This window comes from Ferrovibrio sp., from assembly GCF_964218355.1.
Lineage (GTDB): Bacteria > Pseudomonadota > Alphaproteobacteria > Ferrovibrionales > Ferrovibrionaceae > Ferrovibrio.
Genome location: NZ_CAXPMC010000016.1, coordinates 139,041 through 162,169, shown reverse-complemented (window position 1 = coordinate 162,169; position 23,129 = coordinate 139,041). Strand labels below are relative to the sequence as shown.

Here is a 23,129-nt window from a genome sequence, read left to right as displayed (position 1 = left end):
AGGCCTGGCAGGGCGAGGTGAGGAATGACGATCCTGTTGATCGAGGATTCGCAGCATGATGCGCTTTACTTGCAGGATCTGCTGTCCCATGCCGGGTATGTCCTGACCCATCTCGTCAGCCAGGCGGATTTCCACAATGCCTTCGCGCGGCTTTCCGCCGCCGAGCGCGAACGCACCGTCATCATCGCCGACCTGTTCATGCCCGGCAGCGACGGTTTCGAGCTGATCCGCGACCTCGCTGCCGAGGGGGTGACGACACCGGTGATCCTGATCTCCGGAAACGACGCGCAGTTTCTGGCCATGGCTATGGAACTGGGCCGCAGCCGCGGCCTGAACATCATCGATGCCATCGCCAAGCCGGTCGATGCCGACCGTCTCGTCGGCCATCTGCGCCAGCTCGGCCTGCCGGCATCCGGCATTCCGACCGGACAGGCGGGCTAGCCCGCCTCGCCGAAACCCTGGCCCGGGGCGCGCGGCTGCAGGCGGATCAGCCGCGAATCCTCGACGGCGGCCTGGCGGTGCTTCACGGCTTCGCGGTAGACCGGATCACGGACCATCTCGACGAAGGCGCCGACCGACGGATATTCGGCGATGAAGCAGTGGTCCCAGCGCTCGCTCTGCGGGCCGATCAGCATCAGCTCGAAGCCGCCCTGCCAGACGATCTTTCCGCCCAGCCGCCGGAAGACCGGGCCGCTGTCGCGGCCATAGGCTGCATAGGCCTCGGCGCCGGTGGCGGCGCGGCCATCCGGATAGGCGGCGGCGGCGCGCAGCCGCACCAGGTTCAGCATGTGGATCGGGCCCGGCCGGTCATTGTCGCGGAACTGCGCAAAGATTTCTCTGGTCGGGTCGATATGGCCGGTCATTGCGGTTTCCTCGCCGTTTTCCTGTTTCCGCAAGTGTAGGACCGTCGGCGCCGGGATTGAAGACGGCGCCGGCCGCGTTATCTCGGTGCTGACCGAACGGCATCAGGCAGATACAGGGAGATGCGCCGATGAAACTTCCCGGCAGGGATCATCCGATCGCCATCGCACCGGCGGCGGGCCGCGTGCGCGTGCATTTCAACGGCCGCATCGTTGCCGACAGCAGGCAGGCCCTGGTGCTGCGCGAGGCCAGCTATCCGCCGGTCTTCTACATCCCGCGCGGCGATGCCGACATGTCGGTCTGCGAGCCGAGCACCCATGGCAGTCACTGTCCCTACAAGGGCGATGCCGGCTATTTCAGCCTGGCGGTCGATGGCCGGCGCGCGGAAAACGCCGTCTGGACCTATGACGCGCCCTATCCGGCGGTGGCGGCGATTGCCGGCCATCTCGCCTTCTATCCCGACCGCGTGGATGCCATCGAGCAATTAGACGGCTGAGGGGCTGGCGGCGCCGAAGCGTCAGGCCCGGGCGCCGGCCAGCGGGTCGAAATACAGCGCCACCTTCTTGGCCATCTGGGCGTCGAGGCAGCGGTATTTCATCGCCACGAAGCCGTCCTCTGTGTAGCGCACCACGTCGCCCTCGGCATCGAAGGTGATCTGCAGCTTCGGGTTCTTGATCTTCACCGTCAGCTTCAGCAGCTCGCCTTCCAGGAAGGTGCCGGTGATCGGACCGAACAGCAGGCCGATGGCGCTCCAGTTCTTCAGCGGGATACGGGCGCCTTCCAGCACGACATGATCCTCGGGGCCGCACTGGGTGCGGGTCGAGCGGCGCTGGTCGCCCTGGGCGAGGCGCTGGATCAGCGGATCGAGAATGCCGAGGAACTGTTCGCGGCGATGATCCGACAGGCCGGCGCTGACCGTCTTCTTGCGCAGCTCCTGGGCGATCTCGACCTTTTCTTCCGTGGTGTAGGCGGGATCGACGAATTCCTTTTCGAGATCGCGGTGCTCGAACAGGAAGGCGATGTATTTCAGCAGGATTTCCTTCGGGCCCTCGCCGATCGCTTCCTCGAACAGCTGCAGGGCGGTCATCAGCTTGGGCGCCGAGTAATAGCCGGGCACCAGCTTGGCCAGCTTCTCGGCGGTGACCAGTCGCACCATGCGCTTCTCGAACAGGTCGGCAGCGCCGAGCTCCAGCGCGAATTCGCGGTCGCGGGTCAGCAGTGCATAGACTTCGCGGGTGGCCTGGAATTCCTCGGCCGGCTCTTCCGAGGCCAGCGGCACCGAGGAGATCAGCAGGCGGCGTACCAGCTGCACGATGGCATCGCGCAGGGCCGGCATCTTGTGCGCCGCCGTGGTCTCGTGCAGGCGTTCGGCGAATTCGGTGGCATAGGCCTGCTCGTCGACCGCATAGCGGCGGTCGAGGATCGCCATGAACTGGATGATGCGCAGCTTGCCGTCCTGGAACTTGCCGAACAGCTCCGGCACCGCCGACTTGGCCTGCAGGATCTCGGCCAGGGCCTCGTCCAGCACGGTCAGCGCCGGATGCTCGATGCCTTTTTCCAGCAGCTTCAGGCAGCGGTCGGCCTTCTCGGTCCAGTGCTTGGAGAATTCGAGATGGTGGGCGAGGGCGGTATAGGCGATGCGCTCGCCATAGAGCGGGTCGGAGCCGCAGAGCTGGGTCAGCAGGCGATGGCTGAGCGCGGTGGCCGGCAGCCGCTTCTCGAAGGCCTCGACCTGGGTGACAACCGCCGTGGTGATGGCGAACAGCTTCTTCACCTTGTCGCGCACCGGGCTGTTGGAGGCCTGCGCCTGCGCCACCGCCGCTTTCTGGACCAGCGCGGCATAGAGATTCTCGGCGTTGTTGATCAGCTTGGCATGGCCGCTGTGATGCAGCAGCTCGATCGGCGTCAGGATATTCTCGTCGAGATAGTCGCGGCAGACCCGCCCCAGCATGTGCCGGGCCCGCCGGTCCGACAGGGCATGGGCATCCTGGCACAGCACGACGCCGCCCGAGATTTCGGTAATCCCTGTTGGTGCACTCATCCCGCGTTCTGTCCTGCCTCTGCCGGCCGCCGGCTTCTCCGCCGGCCTTCTCTGTGACCTCACTATGACAGGCGCGGGTTTAAAAGGGAATGAACAGGGCCGGCCGCGGGCGGCCGCATCCGCGCATGCCATCTGCAGGCGCGTTTTGCAGCGCGAGGGTTAACCGGAAATTGATACTGCCGGCCGCCGCGGCGGCTCAGCGGCGTTTCGGCGTGCGGCCGCCGGGATTGGCGGCGGCCGGCGCCTGTGCCGGCGCCGCGCCCGGGATATGGGCCAGCGGCGAGATCGGCCGCTCGCCGAATCGTCCCAGCGTGATCAGGCGGTCGTACATGACGATGGCGCCGGCCACCGCCACGTTGACGCAGAAGCTGGTCGGGATCTTGATCACATGCCGGCAGCGGGCCACCAGCTCGGGGCTCAGGCTGCCCATTTCCGGCCCCAGCACATAGGCGGCCCGCAGCGGGTGGCGGAAGCGCGGCAGCTCGACCGCCGTCTCCAGAAGCTCGATGCCGACCAGCTCGCAGCCCTGCGGCAGGGCAAGGTCGGCGGCGCTGTCATACTCGTACCAGGGCAGAGAGTCCGGCGACTTGCTGGTATCCGAACGGGCCCGCTTCACCGAGTATTCGGCATCGATGGTGAAGACGAAACCGGCGCCAAAGGCGTGGGCGGTGCGGAACAGGTTGCCGGCATTCATCGGCTTGCTCATCCGTTCGACGCCGATTCCGAAATAGCCACGCATGCGGGGGTCCTGATCCTGTTCGGCCGGCGGCCGGCTGTGTATAAGCGGGCAGTTTGCAGAGGAGGCAGCCATGGGCCAACCCTTCCACCCCCTGCCGGCGCCCGGTGCGCGGCCCTTTATCGTCGAGGTCAGGCGCGGCGCGCAAGTGGAAAGCCGCCATCCGGTGGTGGCCGCCATCGTCGATGCCGATGGCGGCACCGTCGCCGCCTGGGGCGATCCGGCACAGATGATCTTTCCGCGCTCGTCCAACAAGGCGATCCAGGCCCTGCCGCTGGTCGAGAGTGGCGCCGCCGACGCCTTCGGCCTGAGCCAGGCTGAGCTGGCGCTGGCCTGTGCCAGCCATGGCGGCGAGGCACGGCATACGGACACGGTGGCCGCCTGGCTCGCCCGCATCGGCCGCAATCCGGACGATCTCGAATGCGGCGCCCACTGGCCCTATCACGAGGCCACGGCACGCCAGATCGCCCGCGATGGCGCGGCGCCGTCGACCCTGCACAACAACTGTTCGGGCAAGCATGCCGGCATGGTCAGCGTCGCCACCCATCTGGGCGAGGACATCCGCGGCTATGTGCGCCCCGATCATGCCGTGCAGCGGCGGGTGACGGCCGCCATCGAGGATGTCTGCGGCGTGCGGATCGCACCGGAGACGGTGGCCATCGATGGCTGCTCGATGCCGACGATGCCGGTGCCGCTGCACAGCCTGGCGCACGGCTTCGCCCGCTTCGCCACCGGCCATGGGCTGACGCCAGAGCGTGCGAAGGCGGCGCGGCGGCTGGCGGCGGCCGTGGCCGCCGAGCCGTTCTTCGTCGCCGGCAGCGGTCGGTTCTGTACGGCCGTGATGCAGGCCGGCGGCGGGAAATTCATTGCCAAGACCGGTGCCGAGGGCGTCTATACGGCGGCCAGCGCCGAACGCGGCATCGGCATCGCACTGAAGGTGCTGGACGGCACCGCGCGGGCGGCGCAGACGGCGCTCGGCGGACTGCTCGAGCATCTCGGCCTGCTCGATGCGGCCGGCCGCGAGATGATCCGTCCGCTGGTCGAGCAGCCGCTGACCAACTGGCGCGGCCTCGATGTCGGCAGCATCGGACTGGCGCCCCCTGCCTTCTGAGGCGGTCTTCTAGTCGGGGCAGGCCGCCAGGGCGGCGGTCAGCACAGCTGCGGTCTCCAGGGCCTGTCGCACGTCGCGTCCGCCCCAGCGGCGCACGAGCCGGGCAAGGCCGAGCAGCCAGCCCATGCGGCGGCGCAGCCGGCGCAGGGCGCGACGGCTATCCGGTGCCGCCGCCGCCAGCAGATGTGTCGCCAGGGCGGTCAGCCGCGGCGCATCCGGCGCGGGGTCGTAACGGGCCAGCGAATAGATGAACAGCAGCAGGTCGCGGGCCTGCCGCTCGGCCGTCATCATGCCGGGCAGGTCGTGATCCTCGAAATCCAGCAGGCCGATCTCCCCGGTCGCCGGCGACCGGCAGAAATTGCGGATCTGCGCGCCGCCATGCCAGTGGCCGGCCGCATGCAGCCGGCCGAGCAGGGCAGCGGCACCGGCGATCAGCGCCCAGCGCGTTTCGTCATCGGCGGCGGCATTCAGCTGCGGCTCCAGTCCCTCGCTGGCATCGCCCAGCACCAGCCATTCGGGTGCGCAGGCAATCACGGCCGGCACCGGAAAGCCCGCCGCGGCCAGTTCGCGGATCGCGGCCGCTTCGGCAGCAAGACCGGATGCACCGCCGGGCATGTGCGGCGGCCGTAGCAGCGGCAGCCTGAACAGGCCGGCCAGCGCGGCCTGAAGTAGAACCGAACTGCGCAGCCGCGGCGGGCCGGCCGATTTCACCCAGTATTTGCAGCCGGCATAGGTCAGCGCAAAAACGCGGTTGCGCGCTGTCGCCCGCAGACTGCGGACCAGTGCGGCCAGATCCGGATCGGCAGAAAGGTCGGGCTGCGGATCGGCAGGCTGGGACATGAACGGCGATCAGGAGGCTGGTGGTGTTTCGGCCTGCTGCAGGGCGGACAGGGTCTGCTCGATCACCTCGCGCGCCAGGTCGCGGGTGATGAAGACGATACGGCTGCGGCGGTCGGCATCGGGCCAAGCCGGAATGGTGGCCGGCGGATGGAACAGGTGCTGCACGCCGTGGATCACCACCGGCCGGTCGACCCCCGCGACATTGACCAGACCTTTCACCCGCAGCAGGTTGTCGCCGCGATAGGCGGCCAGCATGTCGAGCCAGGTGGCCAGTGTGTTCCAGTCGAACGGGGTGTCGAAGGTCAGGCAGAAGGACTGGATCGCGGCATCATGGCGGTTGACGTCGAGGCTGCCGTCCGCCTTCAGGAAATGCGCATGGTCATGCCCGTGGCCATGGTCATGCCCATGGTCATGTCCGTGGTGATGATGCCCGTGACCATGGTCGTGATCGTGATCGTGGTGATGTCCGTCTCCGTAGGCCTCGGCGCGCAGCCAGTTCTGCACGTCGAAGCTCTTGGTGGCAGGATCGTAGAGCCCGGCATTGAACAGCGGTTTCGGTGCGATGTCACCGGCGATAGCCGTGAAGACCGGCGCGCCGGGATTGAGGTTCTGCAGCCGGTGGCGCAGGCTCTGCACCGCCTTTGTGTCCGCCATGTCCACCTTGGTCAGCACCAGCCGATCAGCCACGGCGGCCTGTTTCACGGCCTCCTGGTGATGGTCCAGGGTGTTTTCGCCGTTGACGGCATCGACCAGGGTGACGACGCTTTCCAGCCGGCAGCGTTCGGCGACCACGGGGTCGCTCATCAGGGTATGCAGAACCGGCGCCGGATCGGCAAGGCCGGTGGTCTCGATGACCACGCGCCTGAACGGCCTGATTTCGCCCCTGTCGCGCCGCGCGGTCAGGTCGCGGATGGTATTCACCAGATCGCCGCGCACCGTGCAGCACAGGCAACCCGAGCTGAGCAGAACGGTGTCTTCCTGGCTGGAGGCGATCAGTGCATGGTCGAGGCCGATCTCGCCGAACTCGTTGACGATGACAGCGGTTTCGCCCATGTCCGGATGGCGCAGCAGGCGGTTCAGCAGGGTGCTCTTGCCGGCGCCGAGGAAGCCGGTGATGACGGAAACGGGGAAACGGCTGTCGGTCTGTTCGGACATTCGGCACTCCTTGGCTGCCGCTTATCTCGGGTGGCGGCCCCCGCTTGTCCAGTGGCGGATGGCTAGAGGGTCCAGTAGCGCAGGCCCTCTGGCAGCGGCCGGCTGCGCCACAGCCCCTTGATATCGGCAATCAGGCCGCCGGGCTTCAGCAGGGCGGCAAGGCCTTGGCCGGGGAGGTCGCGATAGGCCCGGTGCGGCACCGCGGCAACCACCGCGTCGAAGCCGGACAGCGCGTCGAGGCGCGGGCTGAGCATCAGGCCATACTCGTGCTGCGCCTCGTCCGGATCGGCCAGCGGGTCATGCACGGCCACTTCGTGGCCCAGCCCGGTCAGATGGGCGATCAGGTCGGCGACCTTGGAGTTGCGCAGGTCGGGCACGTCTTCCTTGAAGGTCAGGCCCAGAACCAGCACCCGCCCTGCCGCCGGCAGGCGGCTGGATACGGCCTCGGCGATATGGCGGCTCATGCCGTCGTTGATGGCGCGGCCCGACAGGATGATGCGGGCCTGGAGGCCGAGTTCTTCTGCGCGGTATGCCAGGTAATAGGGATCGACGCCAATGCAGTGGCCGCCGACCAGTCCGGGCTGGAATTTCAGGAAATTCCACTTGGTCCCTGCGGCCTCCAGCACGTCATGGGTGGAGATGCCGAGTTTGCCGAAGATCATGGCAATTTCGTTGATGAAGGCGATGTTGATGTCGCGCTGGGCGTTTTCGATCACCTTGGCGGCTTCGGCAGTCTTGATGTCCGGAGCCAGGTGAATGCCGCCCGAGGTTACGGTGCCGTAGATGTCGGCGAGTTTTGCCGCGACCTCCGGGGTCTGACCTGCCACAACCTTGGCGATCCGGTCGACAGTGTGCACTTTGTCACCGGGGTTGATGCGTTCCGGCGAATAGCCGAGGAAAAAGTCGCGCCCGCAGACCAGGCCGGATTCTTCCGCAATGATCGGGCCGCAAATGTCCTCGGTAACACCGGGATAGACCGTGCTTTCAAAGACGACGATGGCGCCGCTGCCGACGGCGCCTTTCAGGGCGCGGCCGACCGTGCGTGCAGCGCTGCGCACCGGGCCGAGATCGGGGGCGTTCATGGCGTCCACCGGGGTCGGCACGGTGACGATATAGATGGCATGGCCCGGCAGGTCGGCGGGATCGGCACTGACTGCCAGACGGCTGTCGCGCAGGGCTTCCGGGGCGACTTCGCGGGTCCGGTCCTCGCCACGGCGCAGTTCTCCGACCCGGCCCTGGTCGATATCGAAGCCGAGAACCGGAAAGCTGCGGGCCAGCGTCACGGCCAGCGGCAGGCCGACATAGCCAAGGCCGATGACGGCGATCCGGTGGGGAAGGGGGGGAGTGGTCACGGGAGATCTGCCACAGACTGCAAAGGACGTCCGGGGTATCCTGCCGCCCCCCCCCTTGTCAACCGGAGCCGCGGGCCGGGCTGCCGCGGGCGCCTTGACCCGGCCGGGCATGCGCGATAGAGCCCCGGGATGACCCGCCGGCTGCTGATTGTCGTCCAGGAGGCGCTGTTTTTCACCACCCACCGGCTGCCGGTGGGGCGGGCGATGCGCGATCGCGGCTGGGAGGTGCATGTGGCCGGCCCGGCCGATCCGGCCGTCGCCGCCCGGCTGGAGGCCGAGGGGTTCCGGTTTCACCCGATCCCGCTGACCCGCGGCGGCCTTAACCCGCTGGCCGAGCTGCGTCTGCTGGCCGCCCTGTTTGCCCTGCAGCGCCGCCTGCGGCCCGATATCGTGCATCTGGTCTCGATCAAGCCGGTGATCTGGGGGGGGCTGGCCGCGCGGCTGGCCGGCATGCCGGCTGTCGTGCACGCGATCACCGGGCTGGGTTTCCTGTTCATCCGCACAGGCGGCAGGGCGGCACTGGTCCGCCGCCTGCTGCTGCCGCTGTACCGTTTTGCGCTCGGCCACCGCAACAGCACGGCGATCTTCCAGAATCCCGATGACCTCGGCGTATTCCAGGCGCACCGGCTGGTGCAGTCCGATGGCTGGGTGATGATCCGCGGCTGCGGCGTCGACATGCAGGTTTTTGCCGAACAGGCGGAGCCTCTGGCCGATGCCGGGCATCCGCCGGTGGTGATGTTTCCGGCCCGGCTGCTGGGCGACAAGGGCATCAGCGAATTCGTCGGTGCGGCCCGGCAGCTGAAAGCGCAGGATGTGGCGGCACGCTTCGTGCTGGTCGGCCGCCACGACCCCGACAACCCCACCGATATCGGGCCGGCGCGGCTGCAGGAGTGGCTGGCCGAGGGCTGCGTCGAATACTGGGGCTATGCTGAAGACATGCCGGCGATGCTGGCGCGGGCACATGTCATCGTGCTGCCGTCCTATCGCGAGGGCTTGCCGCGCGGCCTGATCGAGGCGGCGGCAGTGGGCCGCGCCATCGTCACCACCGATGCGCCGGGCTGCCGCGAGGTGGTGCGGCACGAGGAAAACGGTCTGCTGGTGCCGGTGGCCGATACGGCGGCCACGGCGGCGGCGATCCGGCGCCTGGTCGAAGATTCCGAACTGCGCCGGGCTCAGGCTGCGCGCGGTCGCGCCATCGCCGAGACCGAGTTCTCGGTCGGGCGCTTCGTTGCCGACAGTCTGGCGGCCTATGACAGGCTGCTGCCGGCCGCGGAGCGCGGGCCATGACCATGGCGCCGCAGGACTGGTTCGCTCCGGTTGCCACGGCCGCGGCCAGCGGTCTGGTCGTTCTGCTGCTGCTGCCGCCGCTGATCGCGTGGCTGACGCGCCGTGCGGTGATGGATATCCCCAATGCCCGGTCCAGCCATGTCCGGGCCACACCGCGGGGCGGCGGCATTGCCCTGGTCGCCGGCATCCTGTTCGGCAATGTGGTCTGGCTGGTCCTGCAGCCGGATACCGGTTATCCGCTGGCCGTGCTCGGCATGGTGGCGCTGGCGGTGATTTCATGGCTGGACGACCGCCATGGCGGCCTGCCGGTAATGCTGCGGCTGGGTATGCAGGTGTTGGTGGTCGGCGTCGTGCTGGCGCTTTTCCCCGCCAATGGCAGCATGACCACCGGACTGGTGCCGGTATGGATCGAGCGCGTCGTGCTGTTCTTCGCATGGATATGGTTCATCAACCTGTTCAACTTCATGGACGGCATCAACGGCATCAGTGGCGTGGAGATGGTGTCCATCGGCCTTGGCGCCGCCCTGCTCGGCCTCTGGCAGGGGGAGGACCCGGCCGGTCAGGTCCAGGCGCTGGTGCTGGCGGCGGCGGCCCTGGGGTTCCTGCCATGGAACTGGGGCCGCGCGAGGGTCTTTCTCGGTGATGTCGGCAGCGTGCCGGCGGGATTCATGCTGGGGCTGCTGCTGCTGACCCTCGTTTCTGCCGGCCAGTGGGCGGCAGCCCTGATCCTGCCCATGTATTACTGGGTGGACGCGACGCTGACCCTGCTGCGCCGCCTGCTGCGGCGCGAGAAGGTCTGGCAGGCCCATCGCAGCCACTTCTACCAGCGCGGTGCCGACCGGCTGGGCAGCCATGCCGCCGTGGCCGGGCGGATCGCACTGCTCAATGTGGCGCTGATCGGCCTGGCGCTGGCTTCGACCCTGTCCCCGGCGGCGGCGGTGCTGGCGGTTGCCGCCGCCCTGGTCCTGGCCCTGCTGCTCTGTAAGCATTTCGCCGGGCCGGCAAAGCCGGTAGTATGACCGCCGACGACAACAGCCGCAGATAGACACGTCCTTTGGCAGCCAGATTTCCATTCGGCCTTCGCCTGAACAGCCGCATCCTGCTGGTTGCCCTGCATGATGTGGTGATGGCGGCCGCGTCGCTGCCGCTGGCGGTCTGGCTGCGCTACTGGCTGGCTGACCAGGCCTGGGCGGCGCAGCATATGCCGGAAGCAACGCTTGCCTTTGCCGCCATTGCGGCCGTGGTCTTCCGCTATGCCGGCCTGTATCGCGGCATCTGGCATTTCGCTTCCCTGCGCGACATGATCGCGGTGGTGCGCGGGGCGATCCTGTCGATCCTGATCTTCACCCTGCTGTTATTCTTGCTGACCCGTCTTGAAAGCGTTCCGCGCAGTGCGCTGGTGCTGCAGTTCCTGCTGCTGGTGGCGCTGCTGGCGGGGCCGCGCATGCTGTATCGCAGCTGGAAGGACGGCTCGCTGCTCGACAGTTTCGCCCGCACCGATTCAGCGCGCGTGCCGGTGCTGCTGGCCGGTTCCGGCTCGGCGGCCGAGGTGTTCATCCGCGAGATGGAGCGCAACCGCAAGGCCGGCTATCGCGTGGTCGGCATCGTCGACGAAAAAGAGGCCCGGCTCGGCCGCGACCTGCGCGGGATCCGGGTGCTGGGCGGCATCGCCGAGCTCGACGCCGTGGTGCGCGACCTGCCGTCGGCGGACCGGCCCCGCCGCCTGGTTGTCGCCGATGATCGCCTCAGCGGCAGTGCCATCCGCCATCTGGTCGAGGCGGCGGCCCATATCGGCCTGCCGGTGGCCCGGCTGCCGCGCCTGACCGAATTCCGGCCCGAAGGAGGCGTGTCGCAGCAGCTGCGCCCGGTGGATGTGGAAGACCTGCTCGGGCGGCCACAGCGGGTGCTCGACCGCGCGGCGATCGCCGCCCTGATCGGCGGCCGCCGTGTACTGGTCAGCGGTGCTGGCGGCACCATCGGGTCAGAACTGGCGCGCCAGGTGGCGGCGCTGGGTCCGGCGCAGCTGGTGCTGCTGGAGCAGAGCGAGCATGCGCTGTACCAGATCGACATGGAAATGGCCGAGCGTTTCGCCGAGCTGCCGCGCGCCGCGATGCTCGGCGATGTCCGCAACGCACAGGCGGTCGACGACGTTTTCCGGCAGCACCGCCCTGAGATCGTCCTGCATGCAGCCGCCTACAAGCATGTGCCGCTGGTTGAGGCCAATATCGAAGAAGGGGTGATGACCAACGTGATCGGCACCCAGGTGATGGCCGATGCCTGCCGCCGGCACGGCATTGCCATCATGGTGATGATCTCCACCGACAAGGCGGTGAACCCGACCAACGTGATGGGCGCGACCAAGCGGCTGGCCGAGATGGTCTGCCAGAGCCGCGACATCGAGGATGCCGGTACCGGCCGCACCCAGTTCGTCACCGTCCGCTTCGGCAACGTGCTGGGGTCTTCCGGTTCGGTGGTGCCGCTGTTCCAGCGCCAGCTGGCCAAGGGCGGCCCGCTGACCGTGACCCATCCGGATGTCACCCGCTTTTTCATGACCACGCGCGAGGCGGTCGAATTGATCCTGCAGGCCGCGGCCCTGCCGGCCGGCACATTGCATGCCGAGGGCAAGATTTTCGTGCTCGACATGGGCGAGCCGATCCGCATCCAGGATCTCGCCCGGCAGATGATCCGGCTGGCCGGCCTGCAGCCCGACAAGGATGTGATGATCCGCTACACCGGCCTGCGCCCCGGCGAGAAGCTCTACGAGGAAGTGCTGCATCGCGACGAGACGCTGGTGCCGACGGCGCAGGATGGCGTGCTGCTGGCGGCGCCGCGGGTGATCGGCCGTGTCGAACTCGATGCGGCGCTGGAGGCGCTGGCTGCCGCGGCGCGGCGGCGTGACACCGATCAGGTGCTGGCGCAGATCCGCGCGCTGGTCCCCGAATTCGCCCATGCCCCGAACGGCCAGGACCAGCAGGCTGGCGCCGGCATGGCGGCGCCGGAGACTGCCTCTCCGGCCAGCAGCGCGGCGTAACGCCGCGCCGCTGCCTCAGCCGGCGGCGATCAGCTCGGCCTGCTTCACGATTCCCTCGGCCTGGCGGATCGAGGCGATGTCGATCAGCTTGCCATCCAGCGCCACGGCGCCCTGGCCCTTGGCCTGCGCCTCTTTCATCGCTTCCAGAATTCGCTTTGCCTTGGTCACTTCCGCCTCCGGCGGGGTGTAGACCTCGTTGGCCAGCGGAATCTGCGCCGGATGGATGGCCCATTTCCCTTCGCAGCCGAGGATCGCGGCGCGGTTGGCCTGGGCGGTATAGCCTTCGTTGTCGGAGAAATCGCCGAACGGGCCGTCGATCGGCCGCAGGCCGTTGGCGCGGGCGGCCACCACCATGCGCGAAATGGCGTAATGCCACATGTCGCCCCAGAAATACTCGCGCGGCCTGTCGCCGTCCTTGTCGGTCAGCACGCCGTAGAGCGGGTTGGGACCGCCGATCGACGTGGTGCGGGCGCGGGTGGAGGCGGCATAGTCGGCGACGCCAAAATGCAGGCTTTCCAGCCGCGGCGAGGCGGCGGCGATCTCGTGGATGTTCTGCATGCCCAGCGCGGTCTCGATGATCGCCTCGATGCCGATGCGCTTCTTGAAGCCTTTCGCGGCCTCGATCTGGGTCAGCAGCATGTCGACGGCATAGATGTCGGCCGCGGTACCCACCTTCGGTACCATGACGAGATCGAGCTTGTCGCCGGCGCCCTCCACCACCTCGACCACGTCGCGATACATGTAATGGGTGTCGAGGCCGTTGATGCGCACCGACATGGTCTTGCGGCCCCAGTCGACATCATGCAGGGCCTGCACGATGTTCCTGCGCGCCTGCGGTTTGTCGTCGGGGGCGACGGCATCTTCGAGATCGAGGAAGATCACGTCGGCCGCGCTTTTTGCGGCCTTCTCGAACAGCTTCACGCTGCTGCCGGGCACCGCCAGCTCGCAGCGGTTCAGCCGGGCCGGGGCGGGGGTGATCGTCTTGAAGCTCATGGCGCCTGTCTCTCCCTGTCGATCTATGCTGCATCTGCTAACTGGACCGAAAGGGATTGGCAAGGGCTCCGTAAGGGTAAGGAAATTACCCGAGCGCCTTCAGTCTCTTGCCAGCGGGTCCTGCGCCAGGGGGTGATGCTGGCGCACCAGCGCCTGTTTCCGCGCCTCCAGCACATGGGTGTAGATCTGGGTGGTGCTGATATCGGCATGGCCGAGCATCTTCTGCACCGCGCGCAGGTCGGCGCCATGGGCCAGCAGGTGGCTGGCAAAGGCATGCCGCAGCACATGGGGCGAGACTTTTGCCGGGCTGATCCCGGCGGCAAGGGCGAGGTCCTTCAGCAGCTGGCCGAAACGCTGGCGGGTCAGGTGGCCGCTGTCGCCGCGGGAGGGAAACAGCCAGGGCGAGGCCTTGCCGGTGATGAAGGCGGCGCGCCAGCCGGCATAGTCGGCGATGGCCAGCCGCGCCGGTTCGCTCAGGGGCACCAGCCGTTCCCTGCCGCCCTTGCCGCGGACCACCAGGAAGCGGGCATCGTCGCCATGCGGCGGCCAGCGCAGGCCGACCAACTCGCTGACCCGCAGGCCGGTGGCATAGAGGATTTCCAGCAGGGCGGTCAGCCGTGCGGCTTCGGCCGGGTCGTCACGGCTGCCGCGCGCGGCGGTCAGCAGGGCATCAACCTCCGCCTCGCTCAGCAGTTTCGGCAGCGGCCGGGCGCGCCTGGGAGCATCGAGCAGTGCCGAGGGATCGTCGGTGCGGATTCCATCCTGGGCAAGGAAGCGGAAGAACTGGCGCAGTGCCGAGATGCGGCGCGCGGCCGTGGCCGGTTTCATCCCGGCATCGGCAAGGCCCTGCACATAGGCGCGCAGGCTGTCGATGCCGACGCGTTCGGGCGCTTCGCCGCGGGCGGTCAGGTGGCCGGCGAAATCGGCCAGATCCGTGCGGTAGGCCAGCAGCGAATTCTGCGCCAGGCCGCGCTCGGCACTCAGCATCTCGATGAAGCTTTCGATATGCCTGCCGGTGCTGGCGGCCCGCGCCATGGCGGCCGGTCAGAACCCGCGCAGCAGCGCGGCTTCCAGCGCCACCTGGCGGGCCTCGGCGGTCAGGCCGACGCTGCGCAGGGCGCCAAGCGCGGTGGCCAGGGACTGGCCATCGGCCTGTGCGGTGCCGTCGGGCCCGAGCAAAGCCAGCGCCAGCGCCAGACTTTCGGCGCGGGCATTGGCGGAGACACTGCGCAGCAGGTTGCGCCACACCGCCAGCGAAGCCTGCGGCTGGCCGGTGGCGGATTTCTCCGCCGCCGCGGTCAGCAGGCCATCCCAGCGTTCGGCAGGCACGGCGACGCCGGCACCTTCGGCCAGCACCAGCAGCAGGGCGGCCCGGGCATTGCGTTCGGCAGGCGGCAGGGCATCCAGCGTGGCCAGCCAGGCATCGAAACGGCTGTCGCGCCATTCGCCATTGTCGTCGCCAGCCAGCAGCAGCAGCGGCCAGGCGGCGGCCGCCAGATCGCCGGCCCGATCGCGTTCCGGCGGCATCAGCATCAGCATGGCGCCCCAGCGCCGGGCGGTTTCGGTCTCGCCGGCAGCCAGCGCCATGCGGATGATCGCCGGTGCGGCGGCGGCCGCATTTTCTGCCGGGGCCAGTGCCGCCAGCTGCGGCCTGTACAGGGCGGCGGTCGGCAGTGCCAGATTGCGGGTCTGCGCGAGATCCCAGGCCCGCTGCAGCAGGTCGATGCGGGTCGCGGGATCGGCGGCAGACTGCACGGACTGGTACAGATAGGCAGCGGCGCGCGCGCCGGTCTCCCTGCTTTTGCCGCCGGCCATGGCGGCGCGTGCGGCTTCGGGGATCGCCAGCCCCGCATAGGCTTCGCCCAGGGCGGCGGCCGGCAATGCGCCATAGGCGGCCGCCTGTTCTGCGGCTTCCAGCCGTAATTCAGCCTCGGCCTTGTCGTAGCCGGCGAGGGCCGCCAGCAAGGCCGGCGGCGCAACGTCAAGCGTATCCTTCGGCAGCGGCCGTCCGGCCGCGCGCAGCATGGCGAAATGCAGGGCACTGCCGCCGCCCAGTGTCTCGATCTTCACCTTCGCATCGCCGCGCAGGGCGGCGGCCAGTGCATTGAAGGCGGGGTCGTCGCCACCGCCATCGCGCCACAGGCTGAGCGCCAGGTCGCCGCCGGCGACATCCCTGGCCTGATAGCGGCAGAGCACGTTCAGTTTCTGCCAGAAGGCCGAGCCATCCTCGCGCAGGCCCTGCTCGCTCATGCCGCAGGCCTGGGCGGTGTCATCCTTCAGCAGCGCCGCCTCGGCCGGAAGCTGCAGGAAGACCGGGTCTTTCAGGCCGGCCGGCTTTGGCACGGCAAGGGTCTGTGCGGCGGCGATGTCGCCGATCCGGTAGAGCTGGGTGACGCGCAGGCCGAGCAGGCTGGGGGTGCCGGGATTGCCGCCGGGGACCTCGGCAGTGGTCAGCAGCAGGCGCCGCTGCAGGCCGTGCAGGGCGACGGAGCGCACGCTGCCAGGCAGTACGCCGATGGCGCGCACGGCCTGTATCCGGTCGCTTCCGCGCCACATGGTCACGCCAAGGCCGCCATTGGTGTCGTCCAGCAGGCCGGCTGCCGATGGATCGGGCGCCTGCAGCGGCCGGACCACGAAGTCGGACGTCTCTGCCGGCGCGGTGGCAGGCTGGTCCGGTGCATTCTGGATGGCGGCTGGCGGCGTGCCGATCTGGCCGCCGGGCGGGGAAAGCTGGGGCGGCGGCAGCGGGACGGGGGCCGGATCGGCCGGGGCGGTTTCGGCGGGGGCAGCTGGCGGGGGAATCAGCCGAATCGGCTGGGCGCAGGCCGGCGCGGCGGCGAGGCTGCCTGCCGCAAGGCCTGCTGCCAGCAGGACCTGCCAGTATGCAATGTGCCGGCCCGGCCTGGATGCCCGGAGCATGCGCTACTTCCCGAGCCGGTCGGCGGGAATCACCTTCTCCACCTTGGCGCGGGGGGCGGGGATGTCCCAGGTGGCGAGGAAAGCGGCACCGCCACCCACCACGATAACGAGAAACAGCAGGAAAAAAACGGACATGCGGGCCATGCGGCATCGGCTCCGGACTCTGGGCGGGACCCGGCCGGCGCCTGGCCGGCAGACCCCGCGTGCTGGAAATGTGACGCGATTGCTTTATTGTACCGGCGTGGCGCGGCCCAGGCAATGCGGCCGGCCATTCACGGAGTATAGTGTGACGGCCATTGAGACCAGTACCGCCAGCCCCGCCGGGCGCCCTGCGGCCGGACCCGCCGACGGCGCTGTGGGGGCGGACTCCGTGTCGGGTGCCGGGCCGATGCCGGCGGATCTGCGCAGCCTGGTGCTGGTCGGACTGATGGGGGCGGGGAAGAGTTCGGTCGGCCGCCGGCTGGCGGCGCGGCTTGGTTTCGGCTTCGTCGATGCCGATGCCGAGATCGAAAAGGCGGCCGGTGCCAGCATCCCGGAGATCTTTACCGCCCATGGTGAGGCGGCGTTCCGCGACGGCGAGCGCAAGGTGATCGCCCGCCTGCTGGAAAAACCCGGCATCGTGCTGGCCACCGGCGGCGGCGCCTTCATGAATGCGGAAACCCGCACGCGTATCCGCGAAAAGGGCGTGTCGATCTGGCTGAAGGCCGATCTTGACGTGCTGGTCAAACGCTGTGCCCGCCGTACGCACCGGCCGCTGCTGAACAACGGCGATATCCGCGGCACGCTGGCCGGCCTGATGGAGCAGCGCTATCCGGTCTATGCCGAGGCCGATTACACGGTGATCAGTGCCGACGGCCCGCATGACAGCGTGGTCGACCAGATTCTGGCCGTATTGCCGGCCGCCTATAACGGCCTTGCGGCCAACCAGCAGAGCTGAGGCAGGACGCGGCAATGACGGACCGCATTGTGAAAGTGGCCCTGGGCGACCGCGCCTATGATATCCGGGTCGGCGGCGGTCTGCTGGCACGGGCCGGCGAGCATGTCGCGCCGCTGCTGCACCGGCGCTTTGCCGTCGTGGTGACCGACGAGAATGTCGCGGCGCGGCATCTCGATACGCTGAAGCGGGCACTGGCATTGCAGAATGTCGGCTGCGAGACGGTGATCCTGCCTCCCGGCGAAAGCCAGAAGAGCTATGCCGGTTTCGAGCGGCTTTGCGAGGCGCTGCTGGCGCTCAAGGTCGAACGCCGTGATCACGTCATTGCGCTGGGCGGCGGCGTGATCGGCGACCTGGTCGGTTTTGCCGCCAGCGTTCTGCGCCGGGGGATGGATTTCATCCAGATTCCGACCAGTCTGCTGGCCCAGGTCGACAGCTCGGTCGGCGGCAAGACCGCGATCAACAGCCGCCAGGGCAAGAATCTGATCGGCGCTTTTCACCAGCCCCGGCTGGTGCTGGCCGATGTCGATCTGCTCGACACCCTGCCGCCGCGCGAATTGCGCGCCGGCTATGCCGAGGTGGTGAAATACGGCCTGATCGGCGATGCCCCCTTCTTCGGCTGGCTGGAAGAAAACGGCGCGAAGCTGCTGGTGGGCGACCGGGCGCTGCGCACCGAAGCCGTGGCGCATGCCTGTGCCCACAAGGCGCGTGTGGTGGCGGCCGACGAGCGTGAACAGGGGGAACGTGCCCTGCTCAATCTCGGCCATACTTTCGGCCATGCGCTGGAGGCCGAGACCGGCTATTCCCAGCGCCTGCTGCATGGCGAAGGGGTTGCCGTCGGCATGGCGCTGGCATTCCGGCTGTCGGCTCAGCTCGGCCTGTGCGATGCGGCACTGGCGCCACGCATCGAGCGGCATCTGGCGGCCGCCGGCCTGCCGGCGCGGCTGGCCGATGTCGACGGTGCCGGCGGTTTCACGGCCGAACATCTGGTTGCCCATATGCAGCAGGACAAGAAGGTGCGCGACGGCCGTCTGGTTTTCATTCTGGCCGCGGCAATCGGCCAGGCCATGCAGCGCGACGACGTGCCGCCGGCCGCCGTGGCCGCCCTGCTGGGCGAACAGCTGGCCGCGGCGGCCTGAGCGCCCGGCCCCATGAGCGAAACCGAAATCATCGGCTATGGCGCAGCGATCCTGCTGCTGCTGGTGCTGTCGGCCTTCTTCTCGGCTTCCGAGACCGGCCTGACGGCAGCCTCGCCGCCGCGCATCCACCATCTGGCCGGGCAGGGCAAGAGCCGTGCCGATACCGTGCTGCGCCTGCTGGAAATCCGCGACCTGCTGATCAGTTCGATCCTGCTGGGCAACAACGCCGTCAACATCCTGGCATCGGCGCTGGCCACCAACCTGCTGATCGCGCTGTTCGGCAATGCCGGCGTCGTCTATGCGACCATTGCCATGACGCTGCTGGTGCTGATCTTCGGCGAGGTGATGCCAAAGACTTATGCGATCAACAAGCCGGAGCGGGTGGCACTGGCGGTGGCGCCGGTGATCGCGGTGCTGGTGCGGGTAATGGCGCCGATGCTGCATGCGGTGCACTGGGTCGGCAGCAACGTGCTGCGGCTGTTTGGCGTGCACATCGTGCGCGAGGTGCTGCTCAGTGCCAGCGAGGAGATGCGGTCAACGCTGCAGCTGCATGCCGAGGAAGGCACCATGGTCAAGCACGAGCGTGACATGCTCGGCTCGATTCTAGATCTCGAAGAGGTGCCGGTTGGCGATATCATGGTGCATCGGCGCAACATGGTGATGCTGGATGCCGACCTGCCGCCGCAGGAAATCGTACGGCAGGTTCTGGCCAGCCCGCATACCCGCATTCCGGTCTGGCGGGGCGAGCCGGAAAACGTGATCGGCGTGCTGCATGCCAAGGACCTGCTGCGCGCGCTGTCGGCCGTGCGGTTCGACGTGTCCCGGCTCGATCTGCCGCGGCTGGTTTCGCCACCCTGGTTCGTGCCGGAAACCACCACCCTGCGTGGCCAGCTCAACGCCTTCCGCCAGCGGCGGGCCCATTTTGCCCTGGTGGTCGACGAATACGGCGCCATCATGGGGCTGGTGACGCTGGAAGATATTCTTGAGGAGATCGTCGGCGACATCCGTGACGAGCATGATCCGGCCAGCCGGCTGTACCGCCGCCAGCCCGACGGTGCGCTGGTGGTGGATGGCATGGCGACGATCCGCGATCTGAACCGGCAGTTCGACTGGCGGCTGCCTGACGACGACGCCACCACCATCGCCGGTCTGGTGCTGCACGAAGCCCAGATGATCCCCGAGCCCGGGCAGGTTTTCGTTTTTCACGGATTCCGCTTCGAGATTCTGCGCCGGCACCGGCATCAGATCACCCTGCTGAAAGTTATCCCGATCGCCGCCGGCAGCCCTGCGCAGGGCTGACGCGGCGTCCCGCCCATTCCCGTCCTCCTGTTCCGGGGCCATCATGTCGTTTTCCCTCATCGCCGAGGTGTTTTCGGTCATCGCGCCGCTTTTCGTGCTGGCGGGCATCGGCTTCATCTGGGCCAAGCGCGGGCGGCCTTTCCAGGTCGAGACGGTCAGTCTTCTGGCCACCAATATCGGTACGCCCTGCCTGGTGATCCACACTTTGCTGAATGCCGAGGTCGACCACACGATGATCGGCACCATGACGCTGGCTGCCTTCCTGGCGCTGGCCAGCTTCATGGCCGTCAGTGCCGTGATGCTGCGGCTGCTGGATATGCCGGTGCGCAGCTTCGTCTCGTCGCTGACCTTTCCCAATGCCGGCAATGCCGGCCTGTCGCTCTGTCTGTTTGCCTTTGGCCAGCCCGGCCTGGCGCTGGGCATCCTGTTTTTCGCCGTCTCGTCGCTGGGCAATTTCACACTGGGCCAGTCGCTGCTGGCGGGGCGCGGCAATCTGCGGGCGGTGATCGCCTCGCCGATGATCTATGCCGTGCTGATCGGCATTGCCGGCAATCTCGGCGGCCTGCATCCGCCGGTCTGGATCATGCGCAGCCTGCAGGTGGCCGGGGGGATCGCGATCCCGCTGATGCTGCTGACCCTCGGGGTGTCGCTGGCGAACCTGAAGGTGCGCGACCTGAAACAGGGCGCGATCCTGTCGGTGCTGCGACTTGGGCTTGGGCTTGGTGTCGGTTTCGGTCTGGCGACGCTGCTGGGGCTCGAGGGCGCTGCCCGCGGCGTTTTCATCATCCAGTGCGCCATGCCGGTGGCGGTGGTGAATTACGTTTTCGCCGCGCGCTACAACCGCGATCCGGAAGCCGTGGCCAGCCTGGTCGTGCTGTCGACCCTGCTCAGCTTCGCGACTCTTCCTGTCCTGATCCTGCTCGTCCTGGCCTGAAGGCCGGATTGCCGGCATCGGCCATGGCCATGCCGGCGCGGGACATGAAATAGGCGAGGATGGCGCTGCGCACCCGCGAGGTCAGTGTCTTCTCATGCCGCAGCGGATCGCGGTCGACCCGGGTGGCAAAGGCATGGCGGTCGATGCCCTCGGTGCGGCAGATGGTGTCCAGTGCGGCCCATTCCACCTGTTCGAGGCGGATGCTGGTGCGGCCGCGGTCCAGCCGCAGGTTGCGGGTGACGAGGCTGGGGCCGTTCACCGGCTGGTCGCTATGGGCAGGTTGGCGTGTCACTGGCATGGCACAACCCATAATATCTCTTTCCGGATTTTTCAAATAATAAGGTTGTGGTCCCGCAATAAAATGAATCGCCAGATTGCAATATTCGCCAGCTACACCAGTATGACCTTATAAAAATCAAGGATTTGCGTGGGTGGAGGGCGCCGTTTACTCGTCAGGAGCGAGTGCGGTAATGGCAAGGGCATGAACCGGACCAGCCAGCTCCTCGGCCAGAATCCGGTTCACCAGCCGCTGCCGCTGCAACCGGCCGAGGCCGGCAAACTGGGCGGAAACCACGGTCAGCCGGAAATGGGTCTCTCCAGCCGCCAGCCCCTTCATGGCGGCATGGCCGGCATGGCGGGCGGATTCGTCCTCGAGCTCCAGCCGCAGCGGTGCCAGGGCGGCGGTCAGCTTGTCGGTGATGCGGCCTGCGATCGACATCGGAAAATCCCTGAACCATTGAGAAAAATACAATGCAGGCCCGAAGGTAAGGCAGCGGCAATCACCTTGCCAGTGCCTGCCCGGCAACCCATACTCTGGGCATCATGACCCGAGCCCGTTCCGCCCAGCGCCGGATTTTTGCCGAGGCCGCGTTCGGCCCCGCTGCGGCCGCGCGCCGCTGCGATCATCCGGAATGCAGCGCGGAAGGCAGATTTCCGGCGCCGAAAAGCCGCGAGCCGCGCGACGGGCGCTGGCATTTCTGTCTCGACCATGTGCGCCAGTACAATGCCGGCTGGGATTTCTTCCGCGGCATGACCGACGACGACATCCTGCGCTATCAGCGCGAGGACGTGCTCGGTCACCGCCCGACCTGGCGGCTCGGCACCAAGCCGCAGCGCGAGGAGCCGCAGGTCTGGGTGAAGGATGATCTCGGCCTGCTGGCCGAGGTCGGCATCACGCTGGGCGCGGCCCGCCGCAAATCCCATGCCGAACTGCGCCTGCATCCGCGCGAGCGCGAGGCCCTGACGATACTGGGCTTCGATCTCGGAACCCTGTCGCTGCCGTTGCGGAAGGCCGAGCTGAAGGCGCAGTACAAGGTCATGGTGAAACGCTACCACCCGGACGCGAATGGCGGCGACAAGGCCGCGGAAGAAAGGCTGAAAACGGTCAACCAAGCCTATGCCTATCTGCAGACGCGCGGTTATACTTGACCCCATATTCCTCCCAGACGGCCAGTTAAGCCCAAGAAAACCCCGAGAGTGACGATGACGGCCCTTCAGACCAAGCCAGTTTCCGCGCCGGCGAGCGACACGCCGGATATCACCATTTCCGTGCGCGACGTCTTCGGTATCGACAGCGACATGCAGGTGCCGGCCTTCAGCCAGCCGAGCGAGCATGTGCCGGATCTCGATCCCGCCTACCGCTTCGATCGCGAAACCACGCTCGCCATCCTGGCCGGCTTCGCCTACAACCGCCGCGTGATGGTGCAGGGCTATCACGGCACCGGCAAGTCCACCCATATCGAGCAGGTCGCCGCCCGCCTGAACTGGCCCTGCGTGCGCATCAATCTCGACAGCCATATCAGCCGTATCGACCTTGTCGGCAAGGACGCCATCGTTTTGCGCGACGGTAAGCAGGTCACCGAATTCCGTGAAGGCATCCTGCCCTGGGCGCTGCAGTCGCCGGTGGCGCTGGTATTCGACGAATACGATGCCGGCCGGCCGGACGTGATGTTCGTGATCCAGCGCATCCTCGAGGTCGAGGGCAAGCTGACCCTGCTGGACCAGAACCGCGTGATCCGCCCGCACAAGGCCTTCCGCCTGTTCTCGACCGCCAACACGATCGGCCTCGGCGACACCACCGGGCTCTATCACGGCACCCAGCAGATCAACCAGGGTCAGATGGACCGCTGGAGCATTGTCTGCACGCTGAACTACCTGGCGGCTGATGACGAGGTTGCCATCGTGCTGGCCAAGTCGCCGGCCTATACCGGCGAGCAGGGGCGCAAGACCGTACAGAACATGGTGGCGGTGGCCGAGTTGACCCGTGCCGGTTTCATCAACGGCGACATCTCGACGGTGATGAGCCCGCGCACGGTGATCACCTGGGCCGAGAATGCCCGCATCTTCGGCGATGTCGGTTTCGCCTTCCGGCTGACCTTCCTCAACAAATGCGACGAACTGGAGCGGCCGATGGTGGCCGAATACTACCAGCGCTGCTTCGGCGAGGATCTGCCGGAAACCGCTGCCAAGGCAGACCTGAAGTAAGGGGCGGGGAGCC

The 23,129-nt window shown here is 67.7% G+C and carries 24 protein-coding genes; 12 read left to right on the top strand and 12 right to left on the bottom strand.

The genetic code is table 11. The features are described 5' to 3' along the window. The first annotated feature begins 24 nt into the window (after positions 1-24). Positions 25-441 (top strand): response regulator, encoded by a 417-nt coding sequence (locus ACEQZY_RS10010; RefSeq protein ID WP_341705148.1) that lies wholly within the window; start codon positions 25-27, stop codon positions 439-441. Here the strand turns inward: ACEQZY_RS10010 and ACEQZY_RS10005 are convergent. Further along, the gene (locus ACEQZY_RS10005) at positions 438-863 is read right to left on the bottom strand and encodes a DUF1330 domain-containing protein (protein ID WP_341705147.1); all 426 of its coding nucleotides are present in this window, start codon (positions 861-863) and stop codon (positions 438-440) included. The two genes, ACEQZY_RS10010 and ACEQZY_RS10005, sit on opposite strands and share 4 nt — an antisense overlap. A gap of 128 nt (positions 864-991) precedes the next feature. On the opposite strand from ACEQZY_RS10005, the gene ACEQZY_RS10000 reads away from it, so the two are divergent. Next, a complete protein-coding gene (locus tag ACEQZY_RS10000; RefSeq protein ID WP_341705146.1) occupies positions 992-1,357 on the top strand; it encodes a DUF427 domain-containing protein in 366 nt (121 codons plus the stop codon). Between the two features lie 21 nt (positions 1,358-1,378). Here the strand turns inward: ACEQZY_RS10000 and ACEQZY_RS09995 are convergent, their stop codons facing one another. After that, positions 1,379-2,902: a hypothetical protein gene (locus tag ACEQZY_RS09995; RefSeq protein ID WP_341705145.1), complete on the bottom strand. Its 1,524-nt coding sequence runs from the start codon at positions 2,900-2,902 to the stop codon at positions 1,379-1,381. A 196-nt stretch (positions 2,903-3,098) separates the two neighbouring features. Beyond that, on the bottom strand, positions 3,099-3,641 hold the full coding sequence (locus ACEQZY_RS09990) for an RNA methyltransferase (protein ID WP_370153964.1): 543 nt from the start codon (positions 3,639-3,641) through the stop codon (positions 3,099-3,101). Positions 3,642-3,711: 70 nt separating this feature from the next. Between ACEQZY_RS09990 and ACEQZY_RS09985 the strand changes: the two genes are divergently transcribed. Then, entirely contained in the window at positions 3,712-4,749 is a 1,038-nt protein-coding gene (locus ACEQZY_RS09985) for an asparaginase (RefSeq protein ID WP_370153962.1), read from the top strand. A gap of 9 nt (positions 4,750-4,758) precedes the next feature. Here the strand turns inward: ACEQZY_RS09985 and ACEQZY_RS09980 are convergent, their stop codons facing one another. The 3 genes from ACEQZY_RS09980 to ACEQZY_RS09970 all read right to left on the bottom strand — a co-directional run bounded on the left by ACEQZY_RS09980 (position 4,759) and on the right by ACEQZY_RS09970 (position 8,096). Then, positions 4,759-5,589 carry a hypothetical protein gene (locus tag ACEQZY_RS09980; protein ID WP_370153960.1) on the bottom strand — a complete coding sequence of 277 codons (831 nt, stop codon included), beginning with the start codon at positions 5,587-5,589 and terminating at the stop codon, positions 4,759-4,761. A 9-nt stretch (positions 5,590-5,598) separates the two neighbouring features. Then, positions 5,599-6,744: a GTP-binding protein gene (locus ACEQZY_RS09975; RefSeq protein ID WP_370153958.1), complete on the bottom strand. Its 1,146-nt coding sequence runs from the start codon at positions 6,742-6,744 to the stop codon at positions 5,599-5,601. Between the two features lie 62 nt (positions 6,745-6,806). Beyond that, positions 6,807-8,096, bottom strand: coding sequence for a nucleotide sugar dehydrogenase (locus ACEQZY_RS09970; RefSeq protein WP_341704547.1), 1,290 nt, complete (start codon positions 8,094-8,096; stop codon positions 6,807-6,809). A 129-nt stretch (positions 8,097-8,225) separates the two neighbouring features. Between ACEQZY_RS09970 and ACEQZY_RS09965 the strand changes: the two genes are divergently transcribed. The 3 genes from ACEQZY_RS09965 to ACEQZY_RS09955 are packed head-to-tail and all read left to right on the top strand — an operon-like array spanning position 8,226 to position 12,414. After that, positions 8,226-9,383, top strand: a complete 1,158-nt coding sequence (locus ACEQZY_RS09965) for a glycosyltransferase family 4 protein (RefSeq protein ID WP_341704546.1) — start codon at positions 8,226-8,228, stop codon at positions 9,381-9,383. Then, on the top strand, positions 9,380-10,402 hold the full coding sequence (locus ACEQZY_RS09960; RefSeq protein ID WP_370153956.1) for a glycosyltransferase family 4 protein: 1,023 nt from the start codon (positions 9,380-9,382) through the stop codon (positions 10,400-10,402). Before ACEQZY_RS09965 ends, ACEQZY_RS09960 begins: the two co-directional genes overlap by 4 nt. Positions 10,403-10,437: 35 nt before the next feature. Continuing rightward, positions 10,438-12,414 (top strand): polysaccharide biosynthesis protein, encoded by a 1,977-nt coding sequence (locus ACEQZY_RS09955; RefSeq protein WP_370153954.1) that lies wholly within the window; start codon positions 10,438-10,440, stop codon positions 12,412-12,414. Positions 12,415-12,429: 15 nt separating this feature from the next. Here the strand turns inward: ACEQZY_RS09955 and ACEQZY_RS09950 are convergent, their stop codons facing one another. From ACEQZY_RS09950 to ACEQZY_RS09935, 4 genes are all read right to left on the bottom strand, one after another. Continuing rightward, positions 12,430-13,407: a CoA ester lyase gene (locus tag ACEQZY_RS09950; protein ID WP_341704543.1), complete on the bottom strand. Its 978-nt coding sequence runs from the start codon at positions 13,405-13,407 to the stop codon at positions 12,430-12,432. A gap of 99 nt (positions 13,408-13,506) precedes the next feature. Then, positions 13,507-14,442, bottom strand: a complete 936-nt coding sequence (locus tag ACEQZY_RS09945) for a site-specific tyrosine recombinase XerD (protein ID WP_341704542.1) — start codon at positions 14,440-14,442, stop codon at positions 13,507-13,509. A 9-nt stretch (positions 14,443-14,451) separates the two neighbouring features. Beyond that, positions 14,452-16,326, bottom strand: coding sequence for a hypothetical protein (locus ACEQZY_RS09940; protein WP_370153951.1), 1,875 nt, complete (start codon positions 16,324-16,326; stop codon positions 14,452-14,454). 3 nt (positions 16,327-16,329) lie between these two features. Further along, a complete protein-coding gene (locus tag ACEQZY_RS09935) occupies positions 16,330-16,461 on the bottom strand; it encodes a hypothetical protein (RefSeq protein WP_370153950.1) in 132 nt (43 codons plus the stop codon). Between the two features lie 253 nt (positions 16,462-16,714). Here ACEQZY_RS09935 and ACEQZY_RS09930 point away from each other — a divergent pair, with 253 nt between their 5' ends. The 4 genes from ACEQZY_RS09930 to ACEQZY_RS09915 are packed head-to-tail and all read left to right on the top strand — an operon-like array spanning position 16,715 to position 20,632. Beyond that, on the top strand, positions 16,715-17,263 hold the full coding sequence (locus ACEQZY_RS09930) for a shikimate kinase (RefSeq protein WP_370153948.1): 549 nt from the start codon (positions 16,715-16,717) through the stop codon (positions 17,261-17,263). Positions 17,264-17,277: 14 nt separating this feature from the next. Then, positions 17,278-18,399 (top strand): 3-dehydroquinate synthase, encoded by a 1,122-nt coding sequence (gene aroB / locus ACEQZY_RS09925; RefSeq protein ID WP_341704170.1) that lies wholly within the window; start codon positions 17,278-17,280, stop codon positions 18,397-18,399. Between the two features lie 12 nt (positions 18,400-18,411). Continuing rightward, positions 18,412-19,698, top strand: a complete 1,287-nt coding sequence (locus ACEQZY_RS09920; RefSeq protein ID WP_370153946.1) for an HlyC/CorC family transporter — start codon at positions 18,412-18,414, stop codon at positions 19,696-19,698. 43 nt (positions 19,699-19,741) lie between these two features. Further along, the gene (locus ACEQZY_RS09915; protein WP_370153944.1) at positions 19,742-20,632 is read left to right on the top strand and encodes an AEC family transporter; all 891 of its coding nucleotides are present in this window, start codon (positions 19,742-19,744) and stop codon (positions 20,630-20,632) included. Here ACEQZY_RS09915 and ACEQZY_RS09910 read toward each other — a convergent pair. Continuing rightward, complete coding sequence (locus ACEQZY_RS09910) at positions 20,586-20,930, bottom strand: ribbon-helix-helix domain-containing protein (RefSeq protein WP_370153942.1); 345 nt, start codon at positions 20,928-20,930, stop codon at positions 20,586-20,588. The two genes, ACEQZY_RS09915 and ACEQZY_RS09910, sit on opposite strands and share 47 nt — an antisense overlap. Before the next feature lie 147 nt (positions 20,931-21,077). Further along, entirely contained in the window at positions 21,078-21,350 is a 273-nt protein-coding gene (locus tag ACEQZY_RS09905; RefSeq protein ID WP_370153940.1) for a BolA family protein, read from the bottom strand. 104 nt (positions 21,351-21,454) lie between these two features. Here ACEQZY_RS09905 and ACEQZY_RS09900 point away from each other — a divergent pair, with 104 nt between their 5' ends. Both ACEQZY_RS09900 and cobS read left to right on the top strand, forming a co-directional pair. Next, positions 21,455-22,060 (top strand): DnaJ domain-containing protein, encoded by a 606-nt coding sequence (locus tag ACEQZY_RS09900; protein WP_341704175.1) that lies wholly within the window; start codon positions 21,455-21,457, stop codon positions 22,058-22,060. A 54-nt stretch (positions 22,061-22,114) separates the two neighbouring features. Continuing rightward, positions 22,115-23,116: a cobaltochelatase subunit CobS gene (gene cobS, locus ACEQZY_RS09895; RefSeq protein WP_341704176.1), complete on the top strand. Its 1,002-nt coding sequence runs from the start codon at positions 22,115-22,117 to the stop codon at positions 23,114-23,116. Positions 23,117-23,129: the final 13 nt, after the last annotated feature.

Coding starts and splice junctions, on each gene's coding strand:
- ACEQZY_RS10010 (WP_341705148.1), top strand. CDS start 25: ATGACGATCCTGTTGATCGAGGATTCGCAGCATGATGCGCTTTACTTG.
- ACEQZY_RS10005 (WP_341705147.1), bottom strand. CDS start 863: ATGACCGGCCATATCGACCCGACCAGAGAAATCTTTGCGCAGTTCCGC.
- ACEQZY_RS10000 (WP_341705146.1), top strand. CDS start 992: ATGAAACTTCCCGGCAGGGATCATCCGATCGCCATCGCACCGGCGGCG.
- ACEQZY_RS09995 (WP_341705145.1), bottom strand. CDS start 2,902: ATGAGTGCACCAACAGGGATTACCGAAATCTCGGGCGGCGTCGTGCTG.
- ACEQZY_RS09990 (WP_370153964.1), bottom strand. CDS start 3,641: ATGCGTGGCTATTTCGGAATCGGCGTCGAACGGATGAGCAAGCCGATG.
- ACEQZY_RS09985 (WP_370153962.1), top strand. CDS start 3,712: ATGGGCCAACCCTTCCACCCCCTGCCGGCGCCCGGTGCGCGGCCCTTT.
- ACEQZY_RS09980 (WP_370153960.1), bottom strand. CDS start 5,589: ATGTCCCAGCCTGCCGATCCGCAGCCCGACCTTTCTGCCGATCCGGAT.
- ACEQZY_RS09975 (WP_370153958.1), bottom strand. CDS start 6,744: ATGTCCGAACAGACCGACAGCCGTTTCCCCGTTTCCGTCATCACCGGC.
- ACEQZY_RS09965 (WP_341704546.1), top strand. CDS start 8,226: ATGACCCGCCGGCTGCTGATTGTCGTCCAGGAGGCGCTGTTTTTCACC.
- ACEQZY_RS09960 (WP_370153956.1), top strand. CDS start 9,380: ATGACCATGGCGCCGCAGGACTGGTTCGCTCCGGTTGCCACGGCCGCG.
- ACEQZY_RS09950 (WP_341704543.1), bottom strand. CDS start 13,407: ATGAGCTTCAAGACGATCACCCCCGCCCCGGCCCGGCTGAACCGCTGC.
- ACEQZY_RS09945 (WP_341704542.1), bottom strand. CDS start 14,442: ATGGCGCGGGCCGCCAGCACCGGCAGGCATATCGAAAGCTTCATCGAG.
- ACEQZY_RS09940 (WP_370153951.1), bottom strand. CDS start 16,326: ATGCTCCGGGCATCCAGGCCGGGCCGGCACATTGCATACTGGCAGGTC.
- ACEQZY_RS09935 (WP_370153950.1), bottom strand. CDS start 16,461: ATGTCCGTTTTTTTCCTGCTGTTTCTCGTTATCGTGGTGGGTGGCGGT.
- ACEQZY_RS09930 (WP_370153948.1), top strand. CDS start 16,715: ATGCCGGCGGATCTGCGCAGCCTGGTGCTGGTCGGACTGATGGGGGCG.
- aroB (WP_341704170.1), top strand. CDS start 17,278: ATGACGGACCGCATTGTGAAAGTGGCCCTGGGCGACCGCGCCTATGAT.
- ACEQZY_RS09920 (WP_370153946.1), top strand. CDS start 18,412: ATGAGCGAAACCGAAATCATCGGCTATGGCGCAGCGATCCTGCTGCTG.
- ACEQZY_RS09915 (WP_370153944.1), top strand. CDS start 19,742: ATGTCGTTTTCCCTCATCGCCGAGGTGTTTTCGGTCATCGCGCCGCTT.
- ACEQZY_RS09910 (WP_370153942.1), bottom strand. CDS start 20,930: ATGCCAGTGACACGCCAACCTGCCCATAGCGACCAGCCGGTGAACGGC.
- ACEQZY_RS09905 (WP_370153940.1), bottom strand. CDS start 21,350: ATGTCGATCGCAGGCCGCATCACCGACAAGCTGACCGCCGCCCTGGCA.
- ACEQZY_RS09900 (WP_341704175.1), top strand. CDS start 21,455: ATGACCCGAGCCCGTTCCGCCCAGCGCCGGATTTTTGCCGAGGCCGCG.
- cobS (WP_341704176.1), top strand. CDS start 22,115: ATGACGGCCCTTCAGACCAAGCCAGTTTCCGCGCCGGCGAGCGACACG.